Origin of the sequence: Myroides odoratimimus (assembly GCF_001485415.1) — a bacterium.
GTDB lineage: Bacteria > Bacteroidota > Bacteroidia > Flavobacteriales > Flavobacteriaceae > Flavobacterium > Flavobacterium odoratimimum.
The window spans coordinates 54,380-73,709 of sequence record NZ_BCMQ01000009.1 but is presented as its reverse complement, the minus strand read 5'-3'; the positions used below and the strand labels follow the sequence as shown (position 1 = coordinate 73,709).

The window sequence follows — 19,330 nt, the reverse complement described above, 5'->3', positions numbered from 1 at the left end:
TAAATACACAATACAATAGTTATGGACAAGCGTATAGATCAAGTCATCCTTTATGTAAAGAAAGAGTTACAGCAAGCGGAGAGCGGTCACGACTGGTTCCACATTGAACGAGTTTATAAGAATGCTATGAACATCGTACAAGGAGAGGGAGAAGTGAATCTAGACATAGTGAAACTAATAGCCCTACTGCACGATATAGCAGATAGTAAATTTCACAATGGAGATGAAACAGTAGGCCCAAATAAAGCCAGAGTATTACTAGAAAACTTAGGGTATGATGAGGATGCTATTGACCATGTTGTAAAAGGAATTGAAAATATATCTTTTAAAGGAGGTAACTTTAATCAAGCTTTTCGTTCTAAAGAATTAGACATTGTACAAGATGCAGATCGATTAGATGCTATCGGTGCTATTGGTATCGCTAGAACATTTAATTACGGAGGGTATAAGAATAATTTGATTCACGACCCGAGTATTGATCCTAAGATTGGAATGTCTAAAGAAGAGTATAAGAAGAACGTAGGAACTACGATTAATCACTTCTATGAGAAACTACTTCGTTTAAAGGATTTAATGAATACCGAAACAGGAAAACAATTAGCAGAAGGAAGACATCGCTTTATGGAGTCTTTTCTTAGCCAGTTCTACGATGAGTGGGAAGGTAATGCTTAATACGTTTTATAAGAATAAGAATAAGCCATTCGTATGAATGGCTTTTTTTATGCCTTCTAAAGTGGTTATTTCTGATAGAAATCAAATAATAAAGCATTTTTCGAAACAATAGGTATTGTAAATTTATTTTTTTGTTAACTTTAGTTAAAATTATTAAACACGACTGAATATGCGTTTAGACTATGAGCATGAAAATCGACCACTAAAATCAAAGAGAAATTATCTTATTATTCTTTTTAATATTATTACCTTATTACTTCTTATCAACTATTTACCTTATGAACCTCAAGTGAATAAAGGACTCGCTCTTTTAGTCTTTGTAGCTGTGTTATGGTTGACAGAAGCAATACATGTGACCACCACAGCCGTATTTGTACCTGTGCTTGCCATAGGACTTGGATTGACGGATACTAAGCCCGCTTTAGCCTCTTTTGCAGACCCTACTATATTTCTATTTTTAGGAGGTTTTGTATTAGCAGGAGCGCTGCATGTACAGAAACTAGATATGATCATAGCCAATAAGATTATGTACCTCGCTAAAGGAAGGTTGTCTTATGCTGTATTTTATCTCTTTTTAGCTACAGCTGTATTATCAATGTGGATTAGTAATACTGCTACAGTAGCGATGATGTTACCTTTAGTGATAGGAGTATTAGGTCAGTTAGATAAAGAGAAGTATAGAAGTACCTATGTGTTTGTACTCTTAGGTATTGCATATAGTGCTAGTATCGGAGGGATGGGAACAGTAGTAGGTAGTCCACCTAATGCCATCGTTGCTTCTCAGTTAAATGTTTCTTTTGCAGAGTGGATGAAGATGGGGATTCCTATGGTCTTGATATTATTACCATTGATGATAGGGGTGATTTACTTTGTGTTCAAGCCTAAGCTAGACTTTGAGTTTAAAGCTAATACAAAGAAAATCCCAATGACTTCTGATAGATGGTTGACATTAGCTATATTTATTACTACAGCGCTATGCTGGATCTTTAGTGACCAGTTAAATCCACTAGTAGCTTCCCTAGTAGGCTTTGAAAGTAAGTTTAGTAATTTTGATACCTTTATTGCCTTAGGAGCTTTTATGCTGATCTGTGTGAGTCAGGTTTCTAGATGGAAAGAGTTACAGCACAATGTGGATTGGGGAGTTCTTCTTTTATTTGGAGGAGGTTTGACTTTGAGTATGGTACTTAGAGATTCTGGCGCAAGTGAAGTTTTAGCAGACTTATTAGTATCAGTGATTAAGGATAGTAGTTATTTCACTATTGGGCTAGTAGTATCGTTCTTTATTGTATTCTTGACAGAGTTTACTTCTAATACAGCTAGTGCCGCTTTGTTAGTTCCTTTGTTTATAACGATATCAGACCAGTTAGGCTTACCACCATTAGGATTGTCTATGATTATAGGTCTAGGAGCTTCGTGTGCCTTTATGTTGCCTGTTGCTACTCCACCTAATGCCATTGTATTTGGTACAGGTGATATTCGTCAGAAGGATATGATGAAAGCAGGTTTTGTATTGAATATTATCTGTGCGGTATTAATTGCTATTATCGCGTATTTCTTTTGGTTACAATAACTAAATACAAGTTATACTATATAAAGTAAATGGGCTGTTATCTTTTGATAACAGCCCATTTATTATTTAGTCTCTCGTGATGAGATATACCTTATTTTATATCCTAGTATGGTTTTTCGTCTCTTCCTTCGTAGAAGTTGATGAAAGCTCTATTTACCACTCTATTTCCTCCTTTAGTAGGATACTCACCAGTGAAGTACCAGTCTCCTAAATTCTTAGGACAAGCGATATGTAAGTTCTCTACAGATTGGAATACAATCTTAACTTCAGGCTTTATGTTCACATCCTTCACCATTACAGCGATCTTATTAGAAATCTCTTCATCTGTAAATGGCGCATAGATATCTTTTACATAGTTAATGACTTCATTGTCTTGTAAGTGCTCTTGTGCTTTAGACTTTTTATATACTTCATCCACGATATGATATAAGTTGCGGTCTTTTAGTAACTCTATAGCCGCTTGGAAAGCGATTAATCCCTCTAACTTAGCCATATCGATACCATAGCAGTCAGGGTATCTCACCTGTGGAGCAGCAGATACCACCACGATACGCTTAGGATTAAGTCTATCCAGCATACGGATAATGCTTTTTTTAAGTGTAGTACCACGTACGATACTATCATCGATGATCACTAAGTTATCAGTAGGTTTGATCACACCATAAGTCACATCGTATACGTGAGCTACTAAGTCATCACGACTACTGTCATCTGTGATGAATGTTCTCAGTTTAGCATCTTTTACCGCGATTTTCTCTGTTCTTAGTTTTACAGATAAGATCTCTTGTAACTTCGCTTCAGATAAGTTTTCTTTATTCTTTAGAATATCACTTATTTTACGTTGATTAAGGAAGTCTTGTGCTCCTTCTACCATTCCGAAGAATGACGTCTCAGAAGTATTCGGGATATAAGAGAACACAGAGTTATCCGTATCATCTCCTATCGCTTTTAATACCTCAGGGAAGATTAGCTTACCTAAATCTTTTCGCTCTTGGTATATATCTGCATCATTTCCTCTAGAGAAATATACTCTCTCAAAAGAACACGCTTTAAGAGGAAGTGGCTCTAAGATTTGTTCAAATTTTACTGAAGCATCTTTGCGAATAATGATAGCCTTACCAGGATCTAATTCTTTAATCTCTTCAAAAGGTACATTGAATGCAGTCTGTATCACAGGTCTTTCACTAGCTACTACCACGATCTCATCATTCTCGAAGTAGAATGCAGGACGTATACCAGCAGGGTCACGTAATACGAATGTATCACCATGTCCGATCATACCAGCCATCGCAAAACCTCCATCCCAGTTCTTAGAAGCACGGCGTAAGATACGCGCTACATCTAGACGTTCTCCGATTAGTGGAGAAGCTTTCTTTTTAGTATATCCTTCTTGTTTTATTTTATAGTATAAGTCATTTACTTCATCATCTAAGAAGTGTCCTATCTTCTCCATTACTGTAATGGTATCAGACATTTCTTTAGGATGCTGACCTAGTTCTACTAAGTCTTGGAATAAATCACGTACGTTAGTCAGGTTGAAGTTACCCGCTACGATTAGGTTTCTGTGCATCCAGTTATTCTGGCGCAAGAATGGGTGAACACTCTCGATATTGTTCTTTCCGAATGTTCCATATCTTACGTGACCTAAGAAAACCTCTCCTAGATAAGGAATATGTTTTTTCTGAAGATCTACGTTGTTTTGGTATTCAGGGTGTGCTTCCATCTCTTCATTGATACGCTCATTGATCTGCATGAAGATATCCTGAATAGGTTGTGCTTTGTTTGAACGAACACGACTAATGTATCGCTCCCCAGGTTCCATATCAAGTTTAATACTTGCTAGTCCAGCTCCATCTTGTCCTCGGTTGTGCTGTTTTTCTAGTAATAGATACATCTTTTGTATCGGGTAGAAAGCACTTCCATACTTTTCTTTGTAGTAGGATAACGGTTTTTTTAGTCTTAGAACCGCTATACCGCATTCGTGTTTTAAAGCGTCGCTCATGTTAGTTGTGTGTTGTTGTTGAATAAAAAAAGCCCCATAACGAGGCTTATAATTTTACATTATTGTTTTAATTCGATATCGAATTGAGTTAACATTTTAAATTGTTGTAGTCTTCCCACCACTTCTTTGTCATTTAATTTTTCCATCCTTGATGTTCCAAATTCTTCTACACAGAATGATGCAAGATTAGAACCATATATAATAGCGTTCTTCATATTTCTGAACGAAACATTGCTGCTCTGTGTCAAATAACCTGTAAAACCACCTGCAAAAGTATCTCCAGCTCCTGTCGGATCGAACACTTCTTTTAACGGTAATGCAGGTGCGAAAAATACGTCTTTATCTGCAAATAATAAAGCACCATGCTCACCTTTTTTAATAACAACGTATTTTGGTCCCATGGTATGAATAACTTCAGCAGCCTTTACTAGAGAATACTCTCCAGATAGCTGACGTGCTTCTTCATCATTGATAGTGATAACATCGATTCTTTTTAGCACTTCCTTTAATTCATCTAGCGCACAATTCATCCAAAAATTCATGGTGTCTAGAACGATAAGTTTAGGCTTAGCGGTTAATTGATCTAATACTTTGATCTGAATGTTTGGGTGTAGATTACCTAGCATTACTACATCAGATTCTTTAAAATCTTCTGGTACGATAGGATTAAAATCAGCCAATACATTAAGTTGTGTATCTAAAGTATCTCTAGAGTTTAGATCATTATGGTATCTACCACTCCAGAAGAAGGTTTTTCCTTCTTTTACTACTTCTATTCCAGTAGTATCGATGTTTCTACTATTTAAAAGATCCAAGTGCTCTTGTGGGAAATCATTTCCAACCACAGACACTATAGCAGATTTAATATTAAAGTGTGAGGCAGACAATCCGATGTATGTCGCTGCACCACCTAATATTTTGTCTGTTTTTCCGAATGGAGTTTCTATTTCATCAAAGGCCACCGTCCCCACTATCAGTAATTTATTCATATTTTTTGCAAAGAAATAAGCTACAAATATATGGCAATACTCTTTTTACTACCAAATTTAAAAGCTATAATTAACTATTTTGCTAACACTGAGTGTTTTAGTATAGATTGTTGTTTTTAATGCAATTATCTAGTACTTAGTCAGTATTATTCTATAAAAAGATGATGTCGTCATCTTTATCACATGCTGTTATTTAACACAGAATTAAATAATTATAAAGTCTTTTCTCTGAAGCTTATCTGGCTTCTTTTTTAGAAACTACCCGATGCATAATACAGCATGCACAGGAGTCTATACATTAGCTTAAAGATAGTGAAATAATCATAATGATAGCTATGCAGAAGCTTCTAAAAAGCGCCTTCTTCAAGAGTGCCACAACACCTCTTCAAGATTCCTTCAACAAAAGCCTTGTTAGCTAGAGCAATCTTGGAGAAATGTTGAAGAAGTGTTGAAGGAAACGCTTCTACTGCTTATAAATACTAAGGTTAGAGGGGGTTAAGGTTTATTGTGTGATTTGCCTTTTTTTGTATTAATATGTTGGTAATTAGTGATTTGTGTTTATTTTCTCAATAAATTAGGTATAAAAAGTGTGCTGTTTTTTCTGCTAAAAGAGGGTAAATACCCCCTAATCTCGTCAAAAAACAGAAATAAGGAGTTGTAGTTAGCCTTTTATAGGTCTAAAAAGTGTTTTTTAAGGGGATAGAATAGAAAAAAGGGAAATGTTTTTTAGATTTACGATAACGAACTAACTAATAACCTTATTAATTATGAAAAAGAGCTTAATGCTTTTAATGGTGTGTGCTATGGGAACTCTCGCTAGTGCTCAGGTACGTATTCCTTTTAGACTGACTAAGTATAATAATCTAATACTAAAGACAGTTGTGAATCAGAAGGATAGTCTAGACCTGATGTTTCAGGTAGCGATGGATGATGGCGCTATCTCGCCTGTGCGTATGAATAAGGTAGAGCATATCATTTTTGACAAAGAAGATTATAGTGCTTCTAATACAGTAGAGATTAGTGGGCATGTGTGGGATGGTATTTCTTTTGTAGATAATCAGTATAGCGGATTAGAGTCAGATGGTAAGATCGGTATGGCGTTGTTTAAAGATAGCATATTAGAGATAAATTATGATAAGGGAGAGTTAGTCTCTTATACGAGTATGCCTAGTGTAGAAGGGTATCAGCCTGTTTCTATTCATTATCGAAACGGTGCGATGTTTATCGATATACTGAGTGAGATAGCTGGGCAGGAGTATGTACATCCTTTTTATCTTCAGTCTGGTTATTCGGGAGGGATACTATACGATGACAAGTTTGCGGAGGAGAATAGGTTAAAAGATAAACTTGTTACTATAGATCATAAAGAATTAAAGAACTCAGCAGGCAAAAGTGTGATTACGAATACTGCTGAGGTGACTAAAGTAAGTTTGGGTAGTGCTGAACTACAGCAGGTGAGAGTGGCGTACTTCTCAGGAGAATTAAAGAATCAACCTTTTAGTCTGTTTGGAGCAGATATGATGAAACGCTTTAATTGGATTATTAATGCAGATAGAACTAGGGCGTGGATAAAGCCGAGTAAGCATTATAAGGATGAATTTATAAAACTATAGAAGAGTTATGAGAGGAATAAGTATAGTGTGGTTCATATTTTGTTTTCTTGTGCCTTCTTTAGTGTTAGCACAGGGATCACATATTATAAAAGAGCCTATCGTATTATTAATGAATGCTGCTGCAGGAGAGAGATAAATACTATGAGGGAATTGACTTTAGAGAATGTGATATCTTTTTTGAATACTGATACGAGTCGACAAGAAAAGGTGATTACTGAGAACAGTGATATTGCTTATAATTTTGGATACGGTCTTGATATAGATGATTTACTTATTTCGCTAGAAGATGAGTTTGAGGTGAGTTTTGAATATTTTGAATTTGACCGTTATTTTTATCCCGAAGGTTTTGAATATAGTTTAAAGGGGTGTGTGATGATGATGGTTAATGGGGTTTTGTTACCTTTTAATATTGTAATCGCTATTTTAAGATGGGTATTTAATGTTCCAGAGCAGTATAAGCCTGATCTTAATAAGGAACTGTGTACGCCTGTAACTCTTTATGAGTATATGATGAAGAATAAAAAGAGTATGTAGTTTATTTTGTAATCATTAATATGTTTATTTTTGTTAAAAAAATACAATTAATGAAAAAAGAATACTTTATCTCTATTAATGGCGAAAGTCAGGGGCCATATCAGTTCTCTGAGTTAGGACAGTTTATAATTTCTCCGACTACGCTAATCTGGCATAGTGAATTGCATGATTGGACAGAGGCAAGATTTCTACGAGAGTTTGAAGTGTATCTTCAGAGACCGATGTATAGTACGCCAAATTATGGGTATAATCAAAATGTTAGTTTGGCTTATACTAGGGATAATCGATATGTGATTGTAACTACGCCTACAGAACGAATTCACTATCGATACGCTGACTTTGGAGAGCGTTTTGTAGCAGGGTTATTAGATGGTTTGATTCTTTTAATACCAAGCCTCTTTTTTCCATTTATAGCTGGGTGGCTCTATTATTCATTAATGCAGAGTAATGATGGACAAGCGACTATAGGGCAAAAAACGATGAAGATCATGTTGCTAGACTGTAAGGGGCAGCGAGTAACTTTTGGTCAAGCTACAGGGCGATTTTTTGCTAGATTATTATCTGGTTTTATATTCTGTATTGGTTATTTTATGTTTTTCTGGTCAGATCAGAAGCAGACTTTACACGATAATCTAGCGGAGACTCTAGTAGTAACAGAGATTCGTAGAGAGAGGCTGTAAGTACAGTGTATGTGCTATAGTAGAGAGATGGTGTTACAAGGAAAGTATAATCAGTGATTATATACGAGGTAAGAAGAAAATGAGGTGAATGACATTAAACAATGCCAATATCAGATAATGAATTAGCATACTTCACAGAATATGGAGCTAGTGAGTTATGCGATAGGTTATTTAGTAGTGACTTAGATTTTTCGGATATAGAGAGACCTTCTCTTATGTAGTATAACGACAAAGAGCATCCCTTAAAAAGATGCTCTTTGTCGTTTTATTAATTTTCTTCAGACTCGTAATATTCGTCTATTAATAATTTAGTTCCTGTTGCTGCTTTTACTGCAAGGACGTCACATCGTTCGTTCATGGGGTGGTTGTTATGTCCTTTTACCCATTTAAACTGGACGTTGTGTTTGCGGTATACTTTTAAGAAGCGTTGCCATAAGTCAGGATTCTTTTTGTCTTTAAAGGCTTTTTTCTCCCATCCGAATACCCATCTCTTTTCTACAGCGTCTACCACATACTTAGAGTCCGATACGACTAGGACATTAGTACCTTCGTTCTTTAGCATTTCTAAGCCTACGATCACCGCTAGTAGTTCCATGCGGTTATTGGTAGTTTTGCGATATCCTTGGGATGCTTCTTTATAGACATTATGACCTGCCCACTCTAGTATCAGTCCGTATCCACCAGGACCAGGGTTACCTCTAGAGGAGCCATCGGTATATAGTATTACTTGTGGCAAATTCATTTATAATATTAAAATAGTAGTTTCTCGATTACTTGTGGGAAGTGTAGGTGTTCTAGTTTAAGTACAGCTGCTCCTACTTCTTCTGGCGTATAGGAAGGCTCTATCGGAGTAGAAGCTTGGAATATAACAGCTCCTTCATCGTAGTTTTCGTTTACATAGTGAATAGTGATTCCAGACTCTTTTTCTTTATTTTCTACGACTGCAGTGTGTACGTGATGACCATACATTCCTTTACCGCCATATTTAGGCAATAATGCTGGATGTATATTAATTACTTTATTCGGATATTTTTTAACAAGGTCATCGGGAAATTTCCATAAGAAACCCGCTAATACAATTAAATCAGGTTGAAATTGTTCTAATTTTTGAGATACAGCGCCATCATTTAGCATATTTCTGTCAAAAATCAGAACTGGAAGATTTCTTTTTTCAGCTTTTTCTATTACCTTAGCATTTTGGTTGTTAACCAATATAAGGTATTGATTAGAAATAGACTTGCTTTCAAAGTAGTTGATGATGTTTTCTACATTAGTCCCTGAACCAGAGGCGAATAGAGCTATGTTTTTCATGTAGTTAGTTGTGTTATGAAGTTGAAAGTACAATAAATAAGTACAAAAAAAAGAATAATAACTGACAATAAATAGAAAAATAGCGATAAGTATTAATAATTTTTATAATTTCGCACCGACAATTAACATGGAAAATCAGGATTTAAAATAAAGTTTTTTATTTTTGCCTACGAAATTAAATTTAAAATTAAAGATTATGTCAGACATTGCATCAAGAGTAAAAGCGATTATCGTTGACAAATTAGGTGTTGACGAGAACGAAGTTGTAGCAGAAGCAAGCTTCACTAATGATTTAGGAGCTGATTCACTAGACACTGTTGAGCTTATCATGGAGTTCGAAAAAGAATTCGATATTCAAATTCCAGATGACCAAGCTGAAAACATTGCTACAGTTGGACAAGCTATCTCTTACATAGAAGAAGCTAAAAAGTAATAACTATATCCCGCGTGTTTATTCCATAAACATGCGGGTGTTATTATTTTTTTGAAAATGACTGATTTTTAGAAGAAACAAAAAAGGACAGATTGGCAACAATCTAACATATACAATCAAACAAACACCCCAATGTTTCCTTTTTTTACAAAAGTGAAGATTGGGATTTTTTTTTATAGTACAAACCATATAAGTTATTTTATGAAATTAAAGCGAGTTGTTGTAACCGGTTTAGGTGCCCTTACGCCAATTGGAAATAATATTCAAGAGTATTGGAACAACCTAATTAATGGAGTAAGCGGAGCTGCACCCATTACATATTTTGACGCTACCAATTTCAAAACTCAGTTTGCGTGCGAAGTAAAGAATTTTAACGTAGAGGATTTTATCGAGAGAAAAGAAGCACGTAAGATGGACCGTTATGCACAGTATGCTATGGTTAGTGCAGACGAAGCGATCAAAGATTCAGGATTAAATTTAGAGACTATTGATTTAGATAGAGCAGGAGTTATTTGGGGTTCAGGTATTGGAGGATTAGAAACATTCCAAAACGAGGTGACAAACTTCGTAGAAGGAAATGGAATACCAAAGTTCAATCCTTTCTTTATCCCTAAAATGATAGCGGATCTTGCTGGTGGACATATTTCTATGAAATACGGTCTGAGAGGGCCTAACTTCACTACAGTATCTGCATGTGCATCATCTACTAATGCTATTATCGATGCATTTAACTATATTCGTTTAGGTATGGCTGATATCTTCGTAACTGGAGGTTCTGAGGCTGCTGTAACGATAGCAGGTATCGGTGGATTTAATGCAATGCATGCACTATCTACTAGAAATGATGATCCTAAGACTGCGTCTAGACCAATGGACAAAGACAGAGAGGGATTCGTATTAGGAGAAGGAGCTGGAGCAATTATCTTAGAAGAATATGAACATGCTGTAGCACGTGGTGCTAGAATCTACTGTGAGATCGGTGGAGGAGGTATGTCAGCTGATGCTCACCACTTAACAGCGCCACATCCAGAAGGATTAGGAGCTACTAATGTGATGATCAACTGTCTTAAAGATGCTGGATTAGAGGCTAAAGATGTAGATGTGTTAAATATGCACGGTACTTCTACACCACTAGGAGATATCGCAGAGTCTAAGGCTATTCTTAACGTATTCGGAGAGCATGCTTATGAGATGAACTTGAACTCGACTAAGTCGATGACAGGTCACTTATTAGGAGCTGCTGGTGTTATCGAGGCTATCTCTGTGATTTTATCATTAGAGCACGGTATTGTTCCACCAACAATCAACCATTTTACAGATGATGAAGCGATAGATTCTAAGCTAAACTTCACATTCAATAAAGCACAGAAGAGAGATGTTAAAGTTGGAATGAGTAATACATTCGGCTTTGGAGGACACAATGCTTGTGTGTTGGTTAAGAAATTAGAGAAGTAAAATCATCCTATAAAGATGAAAAAGTTACTAAATAGAATATTCAATAATTCCCGTTCCTTCAATAATGAAGACGGGAATTTTTGTCGAAAGGTGACTGAGATAGTCGGTGTAAAACCAGTAGAACTATCTTATTATAAAATTGCATTCACGCATCGATCGATGAATAGATGTGATGAAGAAGGTCATCCCGTTAATTATGAACGCTTAGAGTTCTTAGGTGATGCAATGTTAGGATCTGTTATTGCTTCTTATTTATTTATAGAAGTTCCGAGTGGTGATGAGGGTTATTTGACGAAGATGCGTTCTAAAATTGTGAGTCGTGAGAATTTGAACCAATTAGGAAAGGATTTAAAATTAATCTCACATGTAGAAAGCAAGATGGGTAATCAACAGTTCGGAGAGAATATACATGGTAATTTATTAGAAGCTATTATAGGTGCTATTTATCTAGATAGAGGTTACCCTGCGTGTGAGAAGTTTATCCACGAACAACTGTTGAGCAAGGTATCTGATATCCAAGAGTTAGAAACGAAGATAACTAGTTATAAGAGCTTGCTAATCGAATGGTGTCAGAAGAGAAAGCATACGTTTAAATACGATACTTTCGAAGAGGATACAGCAGAAGAATTAAAGTACTTCGGTGTACGTCTGTTTATAGACGATAAACTCGTAGCTAAAGCGAGAGCTACATCTAAAAAGAAAGCAGAAGAAAAGGCATCACAACGTGCTTACTTCGCATTTCAAGAACAGATAAAGCAATAATTTTTGTTAATTCCTTAACGTTTATATAATCTAATATGGTGAGGTTATACAAATATAGCTCGATAAAAGTTGTATATTTGTGTAACTAATTTCTTATATGGGTATAATAAAATATAAGCTTGAAGACTTTGATAGTGAGGATTATCGCTTGATCGCTATACATACTTCCAGAAAAGAAGATTATAAAGTAGTGTATTTTATTAATTCAATACTTGAAATTAATCTAGAACGAAGTAAGAGGGATGTAGACATCTTTACAGATGTGGGACACGCTTTTTTTTCATTCTATGAGTATGATGACTTTGATCATCATGTGTATTGGAAGGTGGTAGCGAATAAAGCTTTTCTAATACCTGAGTCAGGGTTAGACTCTCCCTTATTTGTCTCAGCCAATCATCCAGTAACTAAGCAAGGGTATTTATTGCCCGAATTAAAGTCAGTCGATTATTTGATTAAGATAGAAGAAACTGATAGTCAGTTCGAAATTGGTACAATCATTGATCGGTTGAATTCAGTAAAAATTATATCTGCAGCTTATGAGATAAAGCAAGAGATATTAAAAAATAAAACGAACTTAATTTTTTAAAAATATGTTAGCACAAAAAAAGACGAAAATCGTAGCAACGTTAGGACCAGCATCTAGTACGAGAGAGGTATTACATGATATGATTAAAGCTGGTGTAAATGTTTTTAGAATCAACTTTTCACATGCTGATTATAAAGATGTTCAAGAGAAAGTAAATATAATCCGTGATCTAAATAAAGAATTTGGATATACTACTTCTATTTTGGGTGACTTACAAGGTCCTAAATTAAGAGTAGGTGTGATGTCTGAAGACGTTATCGTGAATCCTGGTGATGTGATTACATTCTCTACGAAAGAAGAGTTTAAAGGTGACGCAGAACGCGTATACATGAATTATAAAAAATTCCCAACTGACGTTAACGCAGGAGAGAGAATTTTATTAGACGATGGTAAACTTATCTTTGATGTATTAGAAACTAATGGAGAAGATGAGGTAAAAACTGTAGTTGTACAAGGTGGACCACTTAAATCTAAAAAAGGGGTTAACTTACCAATGACGAAAGTATCATTACCAGCGTTAACGGAAAAAGATATTAGAGATGCTATTTTTGCTTGTGAGTTACAAGTAGACTGGATCGCATTATCTTTCGTTCGTACACCTGAAGATTTAATGGACTTACAGAACTTGATTAAAGAACATTCTGATCACAAGATTCCAATCATTGCTAAAATCGAAAAACCAGAGGCAGTAAAGAATATTAAGAAGTTAGTAGCTTACTGTGATGGTCTGATGGTAGCTCGTGGAGATCTAGGTGTTGAGATTCCTGCTCAAGAGGTGCCATTGATCCAAAAAGAATTAGTTCACGTAGCTAAGAATGCTAGAATCCCTGTAATAATCGCTACACAGATGATGGAGACGATGATCTCTAGCCTTACTCCTACTAGAGCTGAGGTAAATGACGTTGCAAACTCTGTAATGGACGGTGCTGATGCTGTAATGTTATCAGGAGAAACTTCTGTAGGAGCATACCCAGTACAAGTAATCGAGAAGATGACACAGATTATTCAAAGTGTTGAGACTTCTCCATTAATTAAAGTACCACAAAGTCCACCTACAATCAAGACAAACCGTTATATCACTAAAAATATTTGTTACCACGCTGCTTTAATGGCGAATGATATCGAAGCTAAGGCTATCTGTACATTGACAAATAGTGGTTATACAGCGTTCCAAATTTCGGCTTGGAGACCAAATAGTAATATATTAGTATTCTCTTCTAATCGTCGTATTATTACTCAATTAAACTTGTTATGGGGAGTTCAGGCTTTCTATTACGATAAATATGTGAGTACTGATGAGACTATTGAGGATATTAATGCTATGGTAAAAGATAAAGGATTAGCTGAGCCAGGTGATATGGTTATCAATTTAGCAGCAATGCCAATTATCGAAAAAGGTATGGTGAATACACTAAGAATATCAGAGGTACAATAATTATCGTACTTCCACAATATAGAAAGCTCAGGACATGGTTCTGAGCTTTTTTTGTTTAATCCAGTATGGCATAGCATATAATTAATGAGAAATCTGAGGTAAGGGTATAAAAAAAGCTCCATTGCTGGAGCTTTTAATAGTTTGTAATGAGGTGCAAAAATTAATTATTTTGCCTCTGCGTATCTTCTTGCTACTTCCGCCCAGTTGATAACATTAAAGAAAGCATTAATGTAATCAGGACGACGGTTTTGGTAGTTTAAGTAATAAGCGTGTTCCCAAACATCCATTCCTAAGATTGGAGTTCCTCCACAAGCAACACCAGGCATTAATGGGTTGTCTTGGTTAGGAGTACCACATACTTCTAATTTACCATCTTTAACACATAACCAAGCCCATCCAGACCCGAATTGTGTAGCACCAGCTTTAGCGAAAGCATCTTTAAAGTTTTCGAAAGATCCGAAAGCAGTATTGATTGCATCAGCTAACTCACCTGTTGGCTGACCACCTCCATTAGGAGTCATTACTGTCCAGAATAAGTTGTGGTTATAGAAACCACCACCGTTGTTACGAACAGCTCCATTAGACATGTCTAAGTTAGCAAGGATATCTTCGATAGTTTTTCCTTCTAAAGCTGTTCCAGCGATAGCTGCGTTTAAGTTAGTAGTATAAGCATTATGATGTTTTGTATGGTGGATTTCCATCGTACGTGCATCAATATGTGGTTCCAATGCATCGTATGCATATGGTAATTTTGGTAATTCGAAAGCCATAATTCGTATTATTTAAAGATTAATATTAATTTTATTTCAAATTTAAACAAATAAAGCCTAATATGGAAGGTTTGTAATGTTTAATATAAGTTAATAAATAGAACCTACTTCATGCTTGATAAGCCTTCATTCTCAATATATAACGCGTCTGCTGGGTCTGGAAAAACCCATACTTTAGTTAAGGAATATCTTAAGATTTTACTCCTTGATAAGCAAGATGACGCCTATAAAAAGATACTTGCTATTACTTTTACGAATAAAGCTGTAGCAGAAATGAAGACTCGTGTTGTATCTTGTCTAAATGCTTTTTCTAAAGAAGAGCTAGATCCTAAGTATGCAAGTATCTTTAATCAAGTACAGGAAGAAACAGAATTAGAGGAAGGATTTATAAGAGCTAAGTCAGGACGTATTATCAGAAGTATTATTCACAACTATGCTTCTTTTGATATCTCTACGATAGATAAGTTTACGCATAAGGTTATTCGCTCTTTTGCTTTTGATTTAGAATTGCCGATGACTTTTGAGGTGTCTTTAGATTCAGATGAATTACTACAAGAGGCGGTGGACGCAGTAATCGCAAAAGCTGGTGTGGATAGTGAATTGACAGATTTGTTGATTGATTTTTCTATTGATAAAGCAGATAATGATAAGAGCTGGGATATCACGAGAGAGCTGAAAGAAGTAGGAGCTTTGCTATTAAATGAAAATAATAGAGAAGAAATAGCGTTGTTCTCTGAGCATACTTTACAAGACTTTGTAAAAGTGAGAGATTTTCTTCGCGAAGAGATTAAAAAGATTACAGCAGAGAGCATTGTTCTGGGACAGAGTATAATGGACTTAATAGAGTCTAAAGGAATGGATAAAACTTCGTTCTCAGGACAGTATTTTGTCAAGCATATAGAGAATGTGATTCAAGATACTGTAGGTACAACCAAGCGTTATCACGAATTTGATGATATTAAAATAAAGAAGACTGCTAAAGATGTGGAGTTAATCGAAGCTTTTATACCAGATTTTCTAAAGGTGTTAGCGCAGGTATATGATTTGTATTCTCGTAGAGCTTTTTATACTGCTTTCTTGAAAAACCTTACCCCTCTATCACTGTTAAGTACTATAGGGCAGGAGATGGATAAGATTCAAGAGGAGCAAAATATATTGTCGATCACTCAGTTTAATGCGATTATTCACAATGAAATACAGAATCAACCAGCTCCATTTATCTATGAGCGTTTAGGAGAGCGATATCATCACTTTTTTATAGACGAGTTTCAGGATACATCAGAAATGCAATGGCAGAACTTGGTACCACTGATTGATAATGCATTAGCAGGAGAAGATCATACAGGAACTAAGGGAAGCCTGATGATAGTAGGTGACCCTAAACAGTCTATCTATAGATGGCGCGGAGGAAAGGCAGAACAATTTATTGCTTTGAGCAAGGATGAGAATCCCTTTGCTAATCCTGATAAACAGACCGTGAACCTTGGTCGTAATTATCGAAGTTATGCTGAGGTCATTCAATTTAATAATAGATTTTTTAAGGATGTCTCTCGCAACTTTATTAACGAGGATTATAAAGATCTATATGAGAATAATAGTTATCAAGAAGTTAATAGTAAAGCTGGTGGGTATGTAAATATTGAATTCTTACAAAAGGATGAAGGAGAAGATGCTGAAGAGAAGAATATGCAATATGCGCAAGCTACGCTGAATACTATACAAGGCGTTTTAGAGCAGGGGTTTGATCTGAAAGATATTGTTATTCTAACACGTAAGAGAGACCATGGTGTGCTATTAGCAAATTACTTAACAGAGAATGGTCTAGAGATACTTTCTTCTGATTCGTTATTGATTAACAATGCTAGTGAAGTGAGGTTAATCATTAATGTACTGAAGTTCTTAAAGACAGAGCGCGATCTAGAAGCAAAGATGATGATGCTGTACTATGTAAGTGGTAAGCAAAGTGATTTGACAAAGAAACACGACTTTATAAAAGCGGGACTTTCTTTTGAGACTGAGTTAGAATTAGAAGCTTGGTTAGTAGACCACAATGTGCCTATCTCATTTGAGTCTTGTCGTTCGAAGTCGTTGTACGATGCTGTTGAGGCTATTGTTTTGGCTTTTTTACCAGATAAGAGTGCTAGTTCTTATGTTTTGTATTTCTTAGACTTGGTATTAGAAAAGTCTTTAAAGAATCAATTTGGAATTAGTGACTTCTTAGAGTATTGGAATACAAACTATCACAAGTTTAGCATACCGACACCTGAAGGTAGAAATGCTGTGCAGATTATGACGATACACAAATCTAAGGGGTTAGAATTTCCAATCGTTATATTTCCTTTTGCAGAAGAGGATTTCACACGCCCTAGTCGTGATAAACTATGGGTGAATATAGAGACGGATAAAGATCAGATTATGTTCCCCAAAGCTTTGGTTGACTCTAAGAAGGAAGTGGTGGAGTATGGTGAGTATGCTCAACTTCTGTACGAGAAAAAAGAACAAGAGATGTTGCTGGATAATGTAAATGTTCTTTATGTAGCATTGACAAGGGCAGAAGAACAGTTATATATTATTAGTTATAAAAACGTAACAAGTAAGGGAGAGTTTAGAAATAATTTATCTAAACTATTCTTAGATTTTTTAGTGACAGAAGGTGTTTATAATGACGTAGATTTAGTCTATGGATTTGGAGATAAGGTAAAGGTTTCAAAAAGTAAAGAGGTCATTACGGATGAAGTGAATAAAATGATTCTTCCTGTAAAGAGTGTATTGGATTTTGAAGCGATCAAAATTGCACAGAGGGAAGCCTTGATGTGGGACTCTCTTAACCAAAAAGCGATAGAGTATGGTAACTTAGTCCATAAACTGATGTCGTTTATAACAGATTATCGCGATGTAGATGCTGTGGTAAGAGAAGGGCTAGAAAAGGGATTGATACAGGAGGATGCAAAGGAGCGTTTTAAAGAGATTATTCAACGTATCGTGAGTAACCCTGATTTAGAGATTTTCTTTAGAGAAGATAATATTGTATTTAACGAGCGAGTAATCATAGGGCCTTATCAGCGTAATACTATACCTGATAGAGTAGTGGTAAGAGGGAGACAGGCTTATATATTAGATTATAAAACAGGTAAAGAAGAAGAGAAATATAAAGACCAGGTGAAGGCTTATGGACAGTCTTTAGTGGAAATGGGTTATGAAGTCGTTAAAATGGTGTTGCTATATACAGGGGAGAACTTAAATATAATACATTTGTAGAAGAGTATAAATTGTTTAAAACTTAAAATATTATGTACGGAAAGATTAAAGATCATCTTCAGAATGAATTAAAGTCAATAGAGGATAACGGATTATTTAAAAAGGAGAGAATTATTACTTCGCCACAAGGTGCAGAGATTACTGTTTCTACAGGGGATAAAGTTTTAAACTTTTGTGCAAACAATTATTTAGGATTGTCATCACATCCAGAAGTAATTCAAGCAGCAAAAGATACATTAGATACCCATGGATTCGGAATGTCTTCAGTGCGTTTTATTTGTGGAACACAAGATATACACAAGAAATTAGAAGCTACTATTGCTGATTTCTATGGAACAGAAGATACTATTCTTTATGCAGCAGCTTTTGATGCTAATGGAGGAGTATTCGAACCGTTATTAGGTGCAGAAGATGCAATTATCTCTGATAGCTTAAACCACGCTTCAATTATTGACGGAGTGCGTTTATGTAAAGCAGCTCGTTATCGTTATGAAAATAACAATATGGCTGAGTTAGAAGAGCAATTAATTAAAGCGAATGAGGCTGGTCACCGTTTTAAAATTATCGTAACGGATGGTGTATTCTCAATGGATGGTCTAGTAGCACCATTAGATAAAATATGTGATTTAGCTGATAAGTATGATGCTTTAGTAATGGTAGACGAATGCCATGCTGCTGGATTTATCGGAGCTACAGGTAAAGGAACATTAGAAGCTAAGAACGTAATGGGACGTGTGGATATCATCACAGGAACTTTAGGTAAAGCTCTAGGTGGTGCAATGGGAGGATATACTACAGGTAAAAAAGAAATTATTGAATTATTAAGACAACGTTCTAGACCCTATTTATTCTCTAACTCATTAGCACCAATGATTGTTGGAGCTTCTATTAAAGTATTTGAAATTTTAAAACACGATACTTCATTACGCGATAAGCTAGAGTGGAATACAAACTACTTCAAAGACGGAATGAAAAAGGCAGGTTTTGATATTATTGATGGAGATTCTGCTATTGTACCAGTAATGTTATACGATGCTAAATTATCACAAGTAATGGCAGATAGACTACTAGAAAAAGGAGTTTATGTAACTGGATTCTTCTTCCCTGTGGTACCAAAAGATAAGGCGAGAATCCGTGTACAATTATCAGCTGCGCATACTCAAGAGCATTTAGATAAAGCTATCGCTGCATTTACAGAAGTAGGTAAAGAGCTAAAAGTTATTCAATAAAAAAGGTTAATACAATAAAAAGTACTATTCT

General features: G+C 35.5%; 18 protein-coding genes. 13 read left to right on the top strand and 5 right to left on the bottom strand.

The window, feature by feature from the left end; all coding sequences use genetic code 11:
- The first annotated feature begins 21 nt into the window (after positions 1–21).
- Complete coding sequence (locus MODO_RS10485) at positions 22–672, top strand: HD domain-containing protein (RefSeq protein WP_006259894.1); 651 nt, start codon at positions 22–24, stop codon at positions 670–672.
- 169 nt (positions 673–841) lie between these two features.
- Positions 842–2,242: an SLC13 family permease gene (locus MODO_RS10480; RefSeq protein ID WP_006259893.1), complete on the top strand. Its 1,401-nt coding sequence runs from the start codon at positions 842–844 to the stop codon at positions 2,240–2,242.
- A 103-nt stretch (positions 2,243–2,345) separates the two neighbouring features.
- Here the strand turns inward: MODO_RS10480 and MODO_RS10475 are convergent, their stop codons facing one another.
- The gene (locus MODO_RS10475; RefSeq protein WP_006259892.1) at positions 2,346–4,244 is read right to left on the bottom strand and encodes an amidophosphoribosyltransferase; all 1,899 of its coding nucleotides are present in this window, start codon (positions 4,242–4,244) and stop codon (positions 2,346–2,348) included.
- 59 nt (positions 4,245–4,303) lie between these two features.
- Positions 4,304–5,233, bottom strand: coding sequence for a PfkB family carbohydrate kinase (locus tag MODO_RS10470; RefSeq protein ID WP_006259891.1), 930 nt, complete (start codon positions 5,231–5,233; stop codon positions 4,304–4,306).
- Positions 5,234–6,000: 767 nt separating this feature from the next.
- On the opposite strand from MODO_RS10470, the gene MODO_RS10465 reads away from it, so the two are divergent.
- The 4 genes from MODO_RS10465 to MODO_RS10455 are packed head-to-tail and all read left to right on the top strand — an operon-like array spanning position 6,001 to position 8,060.
- The gene (locus MODO_RS10465; RefSeq protein WP_006259890.1) at positions 6,001–6,846 is read left to right on the top strand and encodes a hypothetical protein; all 846 of its coding nucleotides are present in this window, start codon (positions 6,001–6,003) and stop codon (positions 6,844–6,846) included.
- A 7-nt stretch (positions 6,847–6,853) separates the two neighbouring features.
- Positions 6,854–6,982 carry a hypothetical protein gene (locus MODO_RS19690; RefSeq protein ID WP_006259889.1) on the top strand — a complete coding sequence of 43 codons (129 nt, stop codon included), beginning with the start codon at positions 6,854–6,856 and terminating at the stop codon, positions 6,980–6,982.
- Positions 6,983–6,987: 5 nt separating this feature from the next.
- Entirely contained in the window at positions 6,988–7,380 is a 393-nt protein-coding gene (locus MODO_RS10460) for a DUF1493 family protein (protein WP_006259888.1), read from the top strand.
- 50 nt (positions 7,381–7,430) lie between these two features.
- The gene (locus MODO_RS10455) at positions 7,431–8,060 is read left to right on the top strand and encodes an RDD family protein (RefSeq protein ID WP_006259887.1); all 630 of its coding nucleotides are present in this window, start codon (positions 7,431–7,433) and stop codon (positions 8,058–8,060) included.
- 268 nt (positions 8,061–8,328) lie between these two features.
- On the opposite strand, the gene rnhA is transcribed toward MODO_RS10455, so the two are convergent.
- A complete protein-coding gene (rnhA, locus tag MODO_RS10450; protein ID WP_006259886.1) occupies positions 8,329–8,802 on the bottom strand; it encodes a ribonuclease HI in 474 nt (157 codons plus the stop codon).
- Between the two features lie 8 nt (positions 8,803–8,810).
- Positions 8,811–9,371, bottom strand: a complete 561-nt coding sequence (gene purN / locus MODO_RS10445) for a phosphoribosylglycinamide formyltransferase (RefSeq protein WP_006259885.1) — start codon at positions 9,369–9,371, stop codon at positions 8,811–8,813.
- 196 nt (positions 9,372–9,567) lie between these two features.
- On the opposite strand from purN, the gene MODO_RS10440 reads away from it, so the two are divergent.
- The 5 genes from MODO_RS10440 (at position 9,568) to pyk (ending at position 14,042) form a co-directional block, all read left to right on the top strand.
- Positions 9,568–9,804, top strand: a complete 237-nt coding sequence (locus MODO_RS10440) for an acyl carrier protein (protein WP_002988156.1) — start codon at positions 9,568–9,570, stop codon at positions 9,802–9,804.
- 201 nt (positions 9,805–10,005) lie between these two features.
- Positions 10,006–11,259, top strand: a complete 1,254-nt coding sequence (fabF, locus tag MODO_RS10435; protein ID WP_025125226.1) for a beta-ketoacyl-ACP synthase II — start codon at positions 10,006–10,008, stop codon at positions 11,257–11,259.
- A gap of 15 nt (positions 11,260–11,274) precedes the next feature.
- Complete coding sequence (rnc, locus tag MODO_RS10430) at positions 11,275–12,021, top strand: ribonuclease III (protein WP_006259882.1); 747 nt, start codon at positions 11,275–11,277, stop codon at positions 12,019–12,021.
- Between the two features lie 97 nt (positions 12,022–12,118).
- Positions 12,119–12,607 carry an IPExxxVDY family protein gene (locus MODO_RS10425; RefSeq protein WP_006259881.1) on the top strand — a complete coding sequence of 163 codons (489 nt, stop codon included), beginning with the start codon at positions 12,119–12,121 and terminating at the stop codon, positions 12,605–12,607.
- Positions 12,608–12,611: 4 nt separating this feature from the next.
- On the top strand, positions 12,612–14,042 hold the full coding sequence (gene pyk, locus MODO_RS10420; protein WP_006259880.1) for a pyruvate kinase: 1,431 nt from the start codon (positions 12,612–12,614) through the stop codon (positions 14,040–14,042).
- A gap of 164 nt (positions 14,043–14,206) precedes the next feature.
- On the opposite strand, the gene MODO_RS10415 is transcribed toward pyk, so the two are convergent.
- Positions 14,207–14,812, bottom strand: coding sequence for a superoxide dismutase (locus MODO_RS10415; RefSeq protein WP_006259879.1), 606 nt, complete (start codon positions 14,810–14,812; stop codon positions 14,207–14,209).
- A 111-nt stretch (positions 14,813–14,923) separates the two neighbouring features.
- Between MODO_RS10415 and MODO_RS10410 the strand changes: the two genes are divergently transcribed.
- Together MODO_RS10410 and kbl are read left to right on the top strand one after the other, a co-directional pair.
- Entirely contained in the window at positions 14,924–18,070 is a 3,147-nt protein-coding gene (locus tag MODO_RS10410; protein WP_006259878.1) for a UvrD-helicase domain-containing protein, read from the top strand.
- A 32-nt stretch (positions 18,071–18,102) separates the two neighbouring features.
- Positions 18,103–19,299 carry a glycine C-acetyltransferase gene (gene kbl, locus MODO_RS10405; protein ID WP_006259877.1) on the top strand — a complete coding sequence of 399 codons (1,197 nt, stop codon included), beginning with the start codon at positions 18,103–18,105 and terminating at the stop codon, positions 19,297–19,299.
- Positions 19,300–19,330: the final 31 nt, after the last annotated feature.

Coding starts and splice junctions, on each gene's coding strand:
- kbl (WP_006259877.1), top strand. CDS start 18,103: ATGTACGGAAAGATTAAAGATCATCTTCAGAATGAATTAAAGTCAATA.
- MODO_RS10485 (WP_006259894.1), top strand. CDS start 22: ATGGACAAGCGTATAGATCAAGTCATCCTTTATGTAAAGAAAGAGTTA.
- MODO_RS10425 (WP_006259881.1), top strand. CDS start 12,119: ATGGGTATAATAAAATATAAGCTTGAAGACTTTGATAGTGAGGATTAT.
- MODO_RS10480 (WP_006259893.1), top strand. CDS start 842: ATGCGTTTAGACTATGAGCATGAAAATCGACCACTAAAATCAAAGAGA.
- MODO_RS19690 (WP_006259889.1), top strand. CDS start 6,854: ATGAGAGGAATAAGTATAGTGTGGTTCATATTTTGTTTTCTTGTGCCT.
- rnhA (WP_006259886.1), bottom strand. CDS start 8,802: ATGAATTTGCCACAAGTAATACTATATACCGATGGCTCCTCTAGAGGT.
- fabF (WP_025125226.1), top strand. CDS start 10,006: ATGAAATTAAAGCGAGTTGTTGTAACCGGTTTAGGTGCCCTTACGCCA.
- MODO_RS10460 (WP_006259888.1), top strand. CDS start 6,988: ATGAGGGAATTGACTTTAGAGAATGTGATATCTTTTTTGAATACTGAT.
- MODO_RS10465 (WP_006259890.1), top strand. CDS start 6,001: ATGAAAAAGAGCTTAATGCTTTTAATGGTGTGTGCTATGGGAACTCTC.
- MODO_RS10470 (WP_006259891.1), bottom strand. CDS start 5,233: ATGAATAAATTACTGATAGTGGGGACGGTGGCCTTTGATGAAATAGAA.
- pyk (WP_006259880.1), top strand. CDS start 12,612: ATGTTAGCACAAAAAAAGACGAAAATCGTAGCAACGTTAGGACCAGCA.
- MODO_RS10440 (WP_002988156.1), top strand. CDS start 9,568: ATGTCAGACATTGCATCAAGAGTAAAAGCGATTATCGTTGACAAATTA.
- MODO_RS10415 (WP_006259879.1), bottom strand. CDS start 14,812: ATGGCTTTCGAATTACCAAAATTACCATATGCATACGATGCATTGGAA.
- MODO_RS10475 (WP_006259892.1), bottom strand. CDS start 4,244: ATGAGCGACGCTTTAAAACACGAATGCGGTATAGCGGTTCTAAGACTA.
- rnc (WP_006259882.1), top strand. CDS start 11,275: ATGAAAAAGTTACTAAATAGAATATTCAATAATTCCCGTTCCTTCAAT.
- MODO_RS10410 (WP_006259878.1), top strand. CDS start 14,924: ATGCTTGATAAGCCTTCATTCTCAATATATAACGCGTCTGCTGGGTCT.
- MODO_RS10455 (WP_006259887.1), top strand. CDS start 7,431: ATGAAAAAAGAATACTTTATCTCTATTAATGGCGAAAGTCAGGGGCCA.
- purN (WP_006259885.1), bottom strand. CDS start 9,371: ATGAAAAACATAGCTCTATTCGCCTCTGGTTCAGGGACTAATGTAGAA.